Below are 13112 nucleotides of genomic sequence, written 5' to 3'. Positions count from 1 at the left end.
GGCGGCGCTCACTCCCGGGGGCCCTTCCTCGTGGTGGAGTAGATGCCGGCGATCGTGTCGGCGTACTCCTGCATCACCCGGTTGCGCTTGACCTTCAGCGAGGGGGTCAGCAGGCCGTTGGCCTCCGTGAAGTCGGTGGTCAGCACCCGGTAGGTGCGGATGGACTCGGCCCGCGAGACCGCCCGGTTCGTGCGCGCCACCGCCCGGTCGAGGGCCGCCAGGACCCGCGGGTTGGTCGAGGCCTCGACGACGTCCATCTCCGGCAGGCCGTGGTTGCGCAGCCAGCCGGGCAGCATCTCGCGGTCCAGGGTGATCAGGGCGGAGACGAAGGGCTCGCCGTCACCGATGACCAGGACCTGGCTGACCAGCGGGTGCCCGCGCAGCCGGTCCTCCAGGACGGCGGGGGCGACGTTCTTGCCGCCGGCGGTCACAATGAGCTCCTTCTTGCGGCCCGTGATCCTGATCCAGCCCTCGGAGTCGATCGAGCCGATGTCCCCGGTGCGGAACCAGCCGTCGGGCGTGAAGGCCTCGGCGTCGGCATCGGGATTGTTGTGGTAGCGGGAGAAGACGCTCATTCCGCGGACCTCGATCTCGCCGTCGGCGCCCACTCGGGCCTGGGCGCCGCACACCGGCGGGCCCACGGTGTCGATCTTGTTGCACCAGTCGAGGTTGACGCTCAGGGGACCGATCGTCTCGGTAAGGCCGTAGCCCTCGAGGATGACCAGGCCCAGGCCGCGGTAGAAGTGGCCCAGGCGCGCGCCCAGCGGCCCGCCGCCGGAGATCGCGTAGCGGGCGTTGGGGCCCAGCAGGTCGCGGATGGTGCGGTAGACGAGCCGGTCCGCCACGGCGTGCGCGGCGGTCAGCCCGCGGGAGGGGCCCTCAGGGGCGTCCAGGGCGCGGGAGTACTCGATGGCGACCTTCGCGGCCCAGCGGAAGGTCTTGAGCCTGAAGCCGCCGCCGGCCCTCGCGTCCGCCGCGTTGTAGATCTTCTCCAGGACGCGGGGCACGGCCAGGACGTAGGAGGGGCCGAAGCCCTTGAGGTCGGGCAGCAGGGTGGCGACGTCAGGGGTGTGCCCGAGCACGCCGTTGCCGGCGATGGACAGCGGCTCCAGGCACCGGGCGTAGGAGTGGGCCAGCGGCAGGAACAGCAGCAGGCGCGTGTCGGGGGAGAAGAGCAGGTCGGGGATCCACCTCACGCCGTTCCAGGCCAGACCCGCTGCCATGCGGTGGGTGACCTCGACGCCCTTGGGGTTGCCGGTGGTCCCCGAGGTGTAGATGATCGAGAAGACGTCGTCGGCCCGCAGCGCCTCGGAGCGCTCGTCCAGGGCGGCGCGGGAGACCGTCCTGCCCTTGGCGGAGATGGTCGTGATGGCATCGCGGTCCAGGGACAGCACCTGCACCTCGGCGGCGTCGGGGTGGGCAGCGGCCCGCGCCGCCGCGGCGCCCCGCACCAGCTCGGCCAGCGCGGCCGACTCGGTGACCACCAGCCGCACGTCGGCGTCCTGGAGGATCCACTGCACCTGGGAGGCGGAGTCGGTCTCGTAGATCGGCACCGAGACCAGGCCCGCGCGGGCGATGGCCATGTCGAGCAGCGTCCACTCGTACGAGGTGTGAGCCATGATGCTCACGCTCTGGCCGGGCTCCAGACCCATCCCCACCAGGCCGGAGGCGACCCGGGCGACGTCCTCCCCGAAGCTGTGCGCCGTGACCTTGACCCAGGCGTGGCCCAGCGCGGCCTTGCGCTCGATGAGCGTCGAGTCCGGGGTGCGGGCGATGCGGTCGGCCAGCAGCCACGGGACCGTCCAGGACGAGTCCGGCTCGGTGATGGCGTCGCTGGTGGCGGCGCCGTCTCGGATGTAGGGCTTGCCTGCGACGGACACAGTGGGCTGGCCGGAGGTGGGGCGAGGATTCACCGCCTCATTGTGTCAGGCCGGTCAGTGCCGGCGGCCCGCGTGGAGCGCAAGATCTGACACTCTGTCTTGGAGAAATCCGCTAAAGAGGCCTCTGCTGATCGTGCGCTCTCACAGGTGCGGGCTCAGGAGTGCTCGGCGCGCACCGGGCCGCCGTAGATCTCGTCGATCCGGACGGAGAAGCGCTCCACCGCCACGGCGCGCTTGACCTTGAGCGAGGGAGTGAGCAGCCCGTTGGCCTCCGTGAAGTCCCCGCTGAGGACCGCGATCTTGCGGATCGACTCCGCCCGCGAGACGTGCTTGTTGGCCCGTGCCACCGCCCTGTCGAGGGCGGCCAGGACCTGGGGGTCGGATGCGGCCTCGGAGGCGGTCATCGGGGGCAGGCCGTGGGAGCGCAGCCAGCCGGGCAGCATCTCGGCGTCGAGCGTGATGAGCGCGGCGATGAAGGGCCGCTGCTCGCCGACGACGATGATCTGGCTGATGAGCGGGTGCCCGCGCAGGGCGTCCTCGAGGGCGGCCGGGGCGACGTTCTTGCCGCCGGCGGTCACAATGATCTCCTTGGCCCTGCCCGTGATGCTCACGTAGCCGTCCCGGTCCAGGGAGCCGATGTCCCCGGTGCGGAACCAGCCGTCCGGCGTGAAGGAGGCCGCCGTCGTCTCGGGGTCGTTGTGATATCCCTGGAAGACCGAGGGGCCCTTGAGGAGGATCTCGCCGTCCTCTGCCACGCGCACGGCCATGGGCGGCAGGGGCGGCCCCACGGTGCCGATCTTCGTCAGCTGCGGCGTGTTGACCGAGACCGGGCCCACGGTCTCGGTCAGGCCGTAGCCCTCCAGGACGGGGATGCCGAGCCCCCGGTAGAAGTGGGCCAGGCGCTGGGACAGGGGCGCTCCGCCGGAGATGATCCAGTCCGCCCTCCCGCCCACGAGGGTGCGGATGCGCTGGTAGACCAGGCGGTCGGCCACGGCCCGCTGGGCGCGCAGCGCGCGGGACGGTCCGGCCGGGGTGTCCAGCGCCCGGGAGTAGGCGACGGCGATCCTGGCGGCCCAGCGGAACACCCTCCGGGCGCTGGCTGAGCCGGCCCGGGCGTCGGCGGAGTTGTAGATCTTCTCAAGCACCCGCGGCACCACCAGCAGGTAGGACGGGCGGAATGAGGCGAGGTCGGACAGGAGGTTCTTCGTGTCGGGCGCATGGCCGATGACGCCCTCCCCGGAGATCTGGAACAGCTCCAGGAAGCGCGCGAACACGTGGGCCAGGGGCAGGAAGAGCAGGAGCCTGGAGCCCCGCCCCATGGCGATCTCCGGCATCCACTGGTGGGAGTTGACGCACAGGTCGGTGAAGTTGCCGTGGGACAGGACGGTGCCCTTGGGCGCGCCGGTGGTGCCCGAGGTGTAGACGATGGTGGCGATGGAGGACGTCGTCAGGGAGTCGGCGCGCTCGGCCAGGGAGGAGCCGGGCGCGCTGCGGCCGGCCTCGGTGATGGCGCGGATCGCCTCGGTGTCCAGGGACAGCACCCGGGTGCTCTCCCGCCCCGCCGAGGCGGCGGCCGCGCGGACTAGCTCGGCCATGGTGATCGTCTCGGTGACGACGAGGCTGACATCGGCGTCGGTCAGGACGTGGGCGATCTGCTCGGCCGAGCTCGTCTCGTAGATGGGGACCGGGACCAGGGCCGCGGCCCAGCAGGCGAAGTCGAGCAGCGTCCACTCGTACCGGGTGCGCGACATGATGGCGACCCGCTCGCCGGGGCCCAGCCCCATGCCGATAAGTCCGGAGGCGACGGCCTCGACCTCCTCGGAGAAGTCGCGGGCGGTCACGGTGCGCCACACCTCGCTCATCTCCTGCTTGCGGGCGATGAGCGGGCGGTCCGCCGAGCGGGAGACGCGCGCCCGCAGCAGTGCGGGGATCGTCGTCCGCTCGTCGGTGCGCACCAGGGTGGGGGCGTGCCACTCCAGCGCGCCGCGCCCGGCGGGGGCGCCGGAGGAGGGGGACGGGGAGGGGGAGGACGGGTTCGCCATGACGGCATTGTCCCTCCTCCCGCGCCGGCGCCGTCGGCGTTGCGGGCCGGCGGCCGGCATGGAACACCGGCATCGCCGCGGGCGCACCGCCCGTCTCACCCCGCGAGACTTCCCGCCCGCCTTACCCCGCCCATGCCCTCCGCCTTACTCCGCCCATGCCCCCCAGCCCCGGCGGGCTCCCCCGCTCCCACGTGCAGCCCCCACCTTTCGGCCAGGCCACCGCACACCACCGGCGCCGGCCCCGACGGCTTTTACAACAGGGCCCGGGCGTCACCAGGCAGAAGGCGAGCCCCCTCCTCCGCCCGGAGGCCCGGATCAATCCCATTCACGGCGCCGATCTCGCGCAGCCCTGCGTCGACCGCCTGATGGCCGGGCAGGAGGGCGCGTGGCGCGCGGAGTGGCCGCAGGTCCTCACCTGGCGGGGTCTTGCGCCTTCTGCGCCCTGGGGCGGCCGGCGAAGGTCAGCACCGTCCCGCTCGCCGTCGTGCCGTCCTCATCGGGGCCCTGGGGCTCGTCAGCCCCGGGCGGGCGGACACGCTGCGCCTCGTGGCCTGGAGCACGCTTCACGGCTGCGCCGGCGGGCCCGTCGGGACGCGCAGGCTTCCGGCGTTCTACGCGCGCCACGCCGCCGGGGCCCGAGCCCGCACCGGCCGACGGCGTCAGGGCCTCTTGCGCCTGGGCGGGGCCTGGCCGAGCTCGACGGCGGTCACGCTCACCGGGGCGCCAGCCGCCTCGGCGCCGTCGTCGGCGCGTCCGGCCGCAGGCTCCGCGATCTCGACCGTGAAGGGACCGGTGACCTTGGCGGCCTCCAGCAGGTCCGCGCGCACGGCCTCGATGGCGGGTGCGGTCTCTGGCGCCACCGCCAGGGCGACCGACAGGATCGGCGTCTTCTGGCTCGTCCTGGCCTCCGACTTCACCTTGCGCAGGGCCGCCAGGGCCGTTCCCGCGCGCTCGACCAGACCGGCGTCGGCGTCGCCCGCGGCCGCTCGCAGGCCCGCCGCCTCGGGCCAGGCGGAGCGGTGGACGCTGCCGGTGCGGTACCAGCTCCACACCTCCTCAGTGACGAAGGGCAGGAACGGGGCCAGCAGGCGCACGAAGGTGTCCACCGCGATCGCCAGCGCGGTGCGGGCGCTGCGGACCGCGGCGGCGTCGTGGATGCCCTCGAAGTCGTTGGCGCGGTCCTTGACGAGCTCGATGTAGTCGTCGCAGAAGGTCCAGAACAGCGACTCGGTGACCTCCAGCGCGCGGGCGTGCTCGTAGCCGTCCAGGGCGGTCGTCGCGGTGTCCACGACGTCGGCGAGGGCGGCCAGCACCGCGCGGTCGATGGGCTCGGTGACGGCGCCCGCCTCCAGGCTCGGCGGCGGTGCCGCGGCCAGGGCCGCCTCATCGGCGTTGAAGGGGAGGCCCATGGACAGGGCGAACTTGGAGGCGTTGAGGACCTTGATGGCCAGGCGCCGCCCGACCTTGATCTGCGCCTCGTCGAAGGTTGCGTCCAGGCCCAGGCGGGCCGAGACCGCCCAGTAGCGCACGGCGTCGGAGCCGTACTTCTCCAGCAGGTCCATGGGGGTGACGACGTTCCCCTTGGACTTGGACATCTTCTTGTGGTCCGGGTCCAGGATCCACCCGGAGATGCCCGCGTGCGCCCACGGCAGCGCGCCGAACTCCAGGTCGGCGCGCACCACGGTGGAGAACAGCCAGGTGCGGATGATGTCCTGGCCCTGGGGCCGCAGGTCCATGGGGTAGGTGCGGGCGAACAGGTCGTCGTCGGTCAGCCACCCGCAGGCCAGCTCGGGGGACAGGGAGGATGTCGCCCAGGTGTCCATAATGTCCAGCTCGCCGACGAAGCCGCCGGGCGCCCCGCGCTGGGCCTCGGTGTAGCCGGCGGGCGCGTCCGAGGAGGGGTCGACCGGCAGGTCCGACTCGTCGGGGGTGATGACCGCGTCGTAGTCGACCTCGCCGTCGGCGCCGACCCGGTACCACAGGGGGAAGGGCACGCCGAAGAAGCGCTGGCGGGAGACGAGCCAGTCGTTGTTCAGGCCCCCCACCCAGTTCTCGTAGCGCACCCGCATGAAGTCGGGGTGGAAGGCCAGCTCGCGGCCCCGCTGAAGCAGCTCGGCGCGCAGGTCGGCGCCGCTCGCCGGGTTGGTCCACTCCCTGCCGCCGTTGCGGATGTACCACTGGCGGGAGGTGACGATCTCCAGGGGCTTGTCGCCCTTCTCGAAGAAGCTGGTCTGGCGCACCGTCCTGACGGGCTCGCCGCGCATCTCGCCGGTGGCGGTCAGCTCGCTCACGACCGCCTCGCGGGCGGAGTAGGTGGTCTTGCCGGCCATGGCCCCGTAGACCTCGCGGCCGTGGGCGTCGGTGATCCACCCGGGGGTCTGGGTCTCCAGGCGCCCGTCCTTGCGCAGCACCGCGCGCAGCGGCAGGTCGAGGTCGCGCCACCAGGCGATGTCGGTGGTGTCGCCGAAGGTGCAGCACATGGCGATGCCCGCGCCCTTGCCCATCTCGGCCTCGGGGTGGGGCAGCACAGGCACCTCGACGCCGAAGGCGGGGGAGGCGACCGTCATGCCGAACAGCGGCTTGAAGCGCTCGTCGTCAGGGTGGGCCACCAGAGCCGCGCAGGCGGGCAGCAGCTCGGGGCGGGTGGTCTCCACGCAGATGTCGGCGGTGCCGGCCGGCCCCGTCTCGACCGGGGCGCCGGCCGCCCGGGCCGCCGCGGCGGCATCGGCGTCGACGATGTGGAAGGCGATGCGGTGGTAGAAGCCCGGGTACTCCCGGGACTCCAGCTCCGCCTGGGCGACCGCCGTCTGGAATGTCACGTCCCACAGGCCCGGGGCGGCGCTCTGGTAGGCCTCCCCGCGCGCCAGGTTGCGCAGGAAGGCGGCCTGGGCGACCCTGCGGGCCCGCTTCCCGATGGTCTGGTAGGTCTGCGACCAGTCCACGCTCAGGCCCAGGCGGCGCCACAGGGCCTCGAACTGGGCCTCGTCCTCCACGGTCAGGCGCTCGCACAGCTCGACGAAGTTGCGCCGCGAGATCGGCACCTGGTCCCTGGCCCTGTCCGACCTGCCCTGCCCGCCGGCGAAGGGCGGCTCGAAGCCGGGGTCGTAGGGCAGGGTCGGGTCGCAGCGCACGCCGAAGTAGTTCTGGACGCGGCGCTCGGTGGGCAGGCCGTTGTCGTCCCAGCCCATGGGGTAGAACACGGCCCTCCCGCGCATGCGCTGGAAGCGGGCGACGGCGTCGGTGTGGGTGTAGGAGAAGACGTGCCCCACGTGGAGAGAGCCGGAGACCGTGGGCGGCGGGGTGTCGATGGAGAAGACCTCGGCCCGCTCAGCACCGCGGTCGAAGGCGTAGGTGCCCTCGGCCTGCCAGCGCTCGCCCCACGCGGCCTCCAGGCCGTCGGCGCTCACCCTGGCGGGAACGCGGGGGCTGTGCGGTTCGGAGGGCAGGAGGCGGGGGGAGCGCTCGGCGGGGGAACCAGACATGAGCCCGATTCTGTCACGGGGCGCAGGCGCGCCTTGAACGGGCGCCCTGCACCGCTGTGTGAAGTGGGCTACGGGGCGGTCCGGGCGGTGCGTGCGGGGCACGTGCCGCGCACGCGGATGCGGGGACGGGATGAAACTGAGCCCACGGACGTTTATCGTTCTGTTGCAGGCAACCCACTGACCAGCAACCCGCCCAGCACCCGACTTCCCGAAACCACTGAGAGGAGAGCCCGTGGACGAGCGCTCTCAGACGGCTCCGTCCGGGACATCCCCTGACCCCCGCCCGGCACCCGGTCGTGTACATGCTTCATCTTCGGCGTCCTCTGCGCCCGCGGGCGCCGCCGAGCTGGAGGCGCAGCGGCGCCTGCAGGAGGATACCGGCTCCGTCGAGCCCGTCAGCGCCGATATTGCCAGGCCGGCCGGCTCGCTGGCCGACGAGCGGGCGCCGAGCACGCCCGTCGCTCCGATTCCCGCGGTGAAGGCCTCGACGACCAAGCGGCTGTCCTCGCTGGCCCGCGCCCAGATCGGCGTCGCCGTGGTCGCCGGTCTCGGGGTCGTCGCCGCCCTGGCCATCATCGTGCCCGGCTCCGGGGGGCGGGAGAGCGGCCAGGGGGCCGCTCGTCCTACGGTCACCAGCACCGCCGAGGCCGGGCAGCCGTCGCCGACGGCGCAGACCACCAGGACCGCCCCCGCCAGGACGGCCCGACCCGCCGCTCCGGGCGCCTCCGGGGCCGGCCTGCCGACACCCGAGGCCTCCGCGTCGGACGCGGCCCAGCCCGACGCCGGCCAGTACGACGCCGATGACCGTGATTACGGTGGTGCTGACGCGCCCGAGGCTGCGGACTCCGACAGGTCCGGTGAGCCGGACGAGCGGCCCGACGCAGAGACGGAGAAGCAGTCCGAGGACCCCGCGCCGCCCCACCCGCAGCACTCTCAGCACTCCTTGGCCTCCGAGACCGGCGTTCCGCAGCCGACGGCGCCCGCGCAGCCGTCCGATTCCGCCACCACCCCCTGACCGCGCGACCGGTAGTACTCCGCGCAGCGGCTGCGGCCGCCGTCATGCCCGTCCGGGAGCCGACGCCGAGCGCTCCGGCCGCCCCCGGGAACTGGGAACAAGGGCCCTGGCCCCTGCCCCTATTGAGAATTAGGATCGCCTGATCTAGCGCGGTGCATCCCCGCTCCGGGCCGACTGCGCTGGTAGATGAGGAGGAACAGGATGGCGGTCACCATCGGCACGCTCATCAGTCCCGCGCGCAGAGCCATGGTCGCCTCCGGCCTGCTCACGGCCGCCGGGGCCGTTCTCGGCGTCGTGCCGTACGCGGCGCTGCACAATATGGCGGCCATCTGGCTGGGCGAGTCGGAGCGGGGCGGATGGGCCGCCAGCCCGTGGGCATGGGCGGCCGTCGCCGTCGTCTCCCTGCTCGCCGCGCAGGTGCTCTACCTCATGGGCCTGGGCGTCACTCACCTGGCCGAGGCCAGGCTGCGCCACCTGCTGCGCACGCAGGTGGTCGACGCCCTCGGCCACCTGCCGCTGGGGCGCGTGGCCGCCATCCCCCACGGCGCCATACGCAAGATGGTCGCCGACGACACCTCCTCCATCCACACCCTGGTGGCCCACGTGCCCGGGGACGTCACCAACGCCGCGGTCGGCACGGTTGCGGGCATGGCCTACCTCCTGTGGGCGGACTGGCGGCTCGCCCTGGCGCTGCTCGGCGTGTGGTGCCTGGTGCTGGTCGCCGCCGCGGTCCCTGTCGTGCGCGGCTTCGGTGACATCACCGACCGCTTCGGCGTCGCCCAGACCCGGCTGGCGGCCGCCACCGTCGAGATGCTCGAGGGCGTCAAGGAGATCAAGAGCTTCCAGGCCGCCGACGCCACCCGCACCCGCTTCAACGCCGCCCGCGAGCACTTCTCCGACATCTCCTACGAGTGGGTCTCCGCCTCCGGGAGGACCATCAGTCTCATGGGCGCCTTCCTGCGCCCCGCCACCGTCTTCGCCACCGTCGCGCCCCTGGCGGTCCTCTTCGTGGCCCGGGGATGGACGCAGCCGTCCGCCACCCTGCCCTTCTTCCTCCTGGCGCTGGGCCTGCCCGAGGGGCTGCAGACGCTGGTCGGCATGATGCAGCAGATGTACGAGTCCCGCATGGCCGCCCAGACCACCGCCGAGCTCCTGTCCCAGGCGCCCATGCCCGAGGGCGCCCGCAACGAGGGGGAGGGGCCGGCCCCGGGGCGCGTCGAGGCCGACGGCGTCACCTTCTCCTACGAGGCCGGCTCCCCGGTGCTGCGGGGCGTGTCCTTCACCGCCGAGCCGGGCACCGTCACCGCCCTCGTCGGCCCCTCCGGCGGCGGGAAGTCCACCCTGGCCCGCCTCATCGCCCGCTTCTACGACGTCGACGACGGCGCCGTGCGCGTGGCCGGCATCGACGTGCGCGAGGCGACCTTCCCCTGGCTGCTCTCCAGGGTCGCGATCGTGCTGCAGGACGTGGACCTGTCGCACGACTCCGTGGCCGACAACATCGCCCTGGGCCGCCCCGGGGCCACCCGCGAGCAGATCGAGGCCGCGGCGCGGGCCGCCTGCATCCACGAACGCATCATGCGCCTGCCCCGCGGCTACGACACCGTCCTGGGTGAGGAGGGCGGCTTCCTGTCGGGCGGCGAGCGCCAGCGGGTGACTCTCGCCCGCGCCTACCTCCAGGACGCCCCCGTCCTCGTCCTGGACGAGGCCACCGCCCAGGCCGACCCCGCCTCCGAGCGCGACATCCACCTGGCCCTGTCCCGCCTGACCGCCGGCCGCACCGTCATCGTCATCGCCCACCGCCTGTCCACCGTGCGCGACGCCGACCAGATCCTCGTCGTCGACGACGGGCGGATCGTCGAGCGCGGCCGCCATGACGAGCTCGTGGTGGCGGACGGCCGCTACGCCTCCATGTGGCGCAGCCAGGACCTGGACCCCGGCGGCCCCGGCGGCTCAGATGATGATGACGGCGATGACGACCCCGAGGGCCGCGATCGCGCCGGAGCCGCCGCGGCCACCGCCGGAGAGGGGGAATGACCGTGCGGACGATGTGGACGATGCTGCTGCGCCTGGTCAACGCGCGCGAGATGCGGATGGTGCTCGCCTGGTTCGTCGCCTCGGCGGTCCTCCAGGGAGTGACCCTGGCGCTCATGGTCCCCTTCCTGCGCGCCCTCTACGGGCGCTCGAGCTCCCTGGCCCCCTGGCTCGCCGCCGTCGTGGCGCTGGGGGTCATCACCTTCGCCGTGGACGCCTTCGCCATGTTCCGCTCCTACCGGGTGAGCGTCTACGAGGTCTGCGACACCATGATCGACCGGGTCGCCGAGCACGTCCTCGCCCTGCCGCTGGGCTGGTTCAGCGCCCAGCGGCAGGCCGCCGTGGTCAACGCGACCTCCAAGGAGGTCAACACCCTGTCGCACCTGACCTCCCTGGTCATCCCCCACCTGTGCAACGCCTTCATCGTGCCGGTGGTCATGCTCGTGGCCACGGCCTTCGTCGAGTGGCCGCTGGCCCTGATCATGGCGCTCACGATCATCCCCCTGGCCCTCATCTGGCGGCGCATGGCCGCGGCGACCACCCGCGCCAACGAGCTGGAGGACTCCGCCTCGGCGGCGGCGGCCGGCCGCCTGGTCGAGTTCGCCCGCCTCCAGCCGGTGCTGCGCGCCAGCGGTGTCACCGAGACCGGCTGGGAGCCGGTGCGCGCGGTCCTCGAGGCCGACTCCGAGGCCACCCTGAACAGCCTGCGCATCAAGAGCCGGCCCGCCCAGGCCTTCAACCTCGTGGTCAATACGGCCTTCGCCCTGGTCATGGCCACCGGCCTGTCGCTGGTCAGCGGCCACCGGCTCGACGTGGTCGCCTACCTGGCGATCATGGCCGTCACCTCGCGCATGCTCATGCCGCTGACCAGGGCCGCCCTGTTCTCCACCGAGGCCGATGGCGCCCGGGTCGCCCTGACCGCCATGAGCTCCATCCTCGACGCCGAGCCCCTGCCCGAGCCCGCCCCTGAGGAGCGGGCCCGCCCCGAGGGCACCACGATCGCCCTGGAGAGCGTCTCCTTCTCCTACGACGAGGGCCGCCCCGTCCTGAAGGACGTGTCCCTGACCGCACCGCAGGGGCGCGTCACCGCGCTGGTGGGCCCCTCCGGCGCCGGCAAGTCCACGATCCTGCGCCTGGCCGCCCGCTTCTGGGACGTCGGCTCCGGGGCCGTGACCATCGGCGGCGCCGACGTGCGCGCCCTGCCCACCGCCGAGGTCATGGCCTTGACCTCCATGGTCTTCCAGGACGTCTACCTCTTCGACACGACCATCCGGGAGAACCTGCGCGTCGCCCGGCCCGGGGCCACCGACGCCGAGCTGGCTGAGGCGGCCCGCCGCGCCCGCCTGGACCGGGTCATTGAGGCGCTCCCGCACGGGTGGGACACGAGGGTGGGCCCCGGCGGCCTGAGCCTGTCCGGCGGCGAGCGCCAGCGCGTGGCCATCGCCCGCGCCTTCGTCAAGGACGCCCCGATCCTCCTGCTCGACGAGATCACCTCCGCCCTGGACGGGGAGAATGAGTCGGCGATCACCGAGGTCGTGCGCGAGCTGTCCCACGGGCGCACCGTCATCGTGGTGGCCCACCGCCTGTCCACGGTCCGGCGGGCCGACGAGGTCGTCTTCCTGGAGCCCGCCGACGGCGGCGCGCGGGTGGCGCAGCGGGGCGCGCCGGCCGACCTGGCCGCCGCCCCCGGCCCCTTCCGCGACTTCGTCGAGGCGTCCACGGCCGCCTCCCGCTGGCACCTCGCCCGGGGCTGATACCGGACGACGGTGGGTGCTGCGCAGGCGGCCCGACCGGCCGCGCGGCCCGGGGCGCGCTCAGGCCCCGAGCGTGCGGTCGCGGGCGACGGTGGCCCGCACCGCCTCGACGACGGCGGGCGAGAAGCCGTGCCGCTCCATGGCGACCAGGCCCGCCACCGTCGTCCCGCCGGGGGAGCACACGGCGTCGATCAGGTCCGCCGGCGTGCGGCCGGTCCCGCCCGCAGCCCGGCGCCCCGCCTCGCGGCGGACCATGGCCGCAGAGCCGAGCAGCGCCTGGGTGATGATCTCGAGCGCCTGCGCCTTGGGCAGCCCCGCCTCCACCCCGCCCCGGGCGAGCGCCTCGACGAAGGTGAGGATGAAGGCGGGGGAGGAGCCGGCCAGGGCCGTGAAGGCCGGGAAGTCCCTCTCCGCCAGGACCACCGTGCGCCCGACCAGGCCCATGAGGGAGGCGGCGGCCTCCAGGTCGTTCTCGCTCGCCGCCGCGCCCGCCGTCAGCGCTGTCATGGACTCGCGCACGGACGCCGCCATGTTGGGCATGGCCCGCACCACCCGGGCGCCGTCCGGCAGCAGGGCCTCCAGGTCCGCCGTCGTCAGTCCCGCCGCGATGGAGACGACCAGGGGCGCCCGCTCGGCCAGGACCTCATGCAGCGGTGCCAGCGCGACGGGGATGACGTGAGGCTTGACCGCCAGGACGACGACGTCGCCGGCGCGCACGAGCTCCTCGGGGCCGGAGGCGAGGCGCACACCGGTGCGCGCCGCCAGTGCCGCGGCCGAGCCGTGCGCGCTCCACACCGTCGTGTCGGCGCCGCGCCCGGAGGCGACCAGGCCGTCCACGATCGCTCCCGCCATGTTGCCCGCACCGATGAATCCGTAGGTCCTCATGCCCCCACCCTATCCGCGCTCCG

The 13112-nt window shown here is 73.4% G+C and carries 7 protein-coding genes; 3 read left to right on the top strand and 4 right to left on the bottom strand.

Going from position 1 to position 13112, the window contains the following annotated elements:
- Window positions 1-8 precede the first annotated feature (8 nt).
- The 3 genes from AIF0345_RS10945 to valS all read right to left on the bottom strand — a co-directional run bounded on the left by AIF0345_RS10945 (window position 9) and on the right by valS (window position 7404).
- Window positions 9-1913, bottom strand: a complete 1905-nt coding sequence (locus AIF0345_RS10945; protein ID WP_404975925.1) for an AMP-dependent synthetase/ligase — start codon at window positions 1911-1913, stop codon at window positions 9-11.
- A gap of 122 nt (window positions 1914-2035) precedes the next feature.
- A complete protein-coding gene (locus tag AIF0345_RS10940; RefSeq protein WP_268917418.1) occupies window positions 2036-3922 on the bottom strand; it encodes an AMP-dependent synthetase/ligase in 1887 nt (628 codons plus the stop codon).
- Between the two features lie 659 nt (window positions 3923-4581).
- Complete coding sequence (gene valS / locus AIF0345_RS10935; protein ID WP_285296172.1) at window positions 4582-7404, bottom strand: valine--tRNA ligase; 2823 nt, start codon at window positions 7402-7404, stop codon at window positions 4582-4584.
- A 475-nt stretch (window positions 7405-7879) separates the two neighbouring features.
- Here valS and AIF0345_RS10930 point away from each other — a divergent pair, with 475 nt between their 5' ends.
- From AIF0345_RS10930 to AIF0345_RS10920, 3 genes are all read left to right on the top strand, one after another.
- Window positions 7880-8419, top strand: a complete 540-nt coding sequence (locus tag AIF0345_RS10930) for a hypothetical protein (protein ID WP_268917420.1) — start codon at window positions 7880-7882, stop codon at window positions 8417-8419.
- 201 nt (window positions 8420-8620) lie between these two features.
- On the top strand, window positions 8621-10453 hold the full coding sequence (locus tag AIF0345_RS10925) for an ABC transporter ATP-binding protein (RefSeq protein WP_268917421.1): 1833 nt from the start codon (window positions 8621-8623) through the stop codon (window positions 10451-10453).
- Window positions 10454-10464: 11 nt separating this feature from the next.
- A complete protein-coding gene (locus AIF0345_RS10920; protein WP_268917457.1) occupies window positions 10465-12204 on the top strand; it encodes an ABC transporter ATP-binding protein in 1740 nt (579 codons plus the stop codon).
- 60 nt (window positions 12205-12264) lie between these two features.
- On the opposite strand, the gene proC is transcribed toward AIF0345_RS10920, so the two are convergent.
- Window positions 12265-13089 carry a pyrroline-5-carboxylate reductase gene (proC, locus tag AIF0345_RS10915; protein WP_268917422.1) on the bottom strand — a complete coding sequence of 275 codons (825 nt, stop codon included), beginning with the start codon at window positions 13087-13089 and terminating at the stop codon, window positions 12265-12267.
- Window positions 13090-13112 lie beyond the last annotated feature (23 nt).

This window comes from Actinomyces israelii (assembly GCF_030253495.1).
Taxonomy (GTDB): Bacteria; Actinomycetota; Actinomycetes; order Actinomycetales; family Actinomycetaceae; genus Actinomyces; species Actinomyces israelii.
This window is presented reverse-complemented; position numbering and strand designations above follow the sequence as displayed.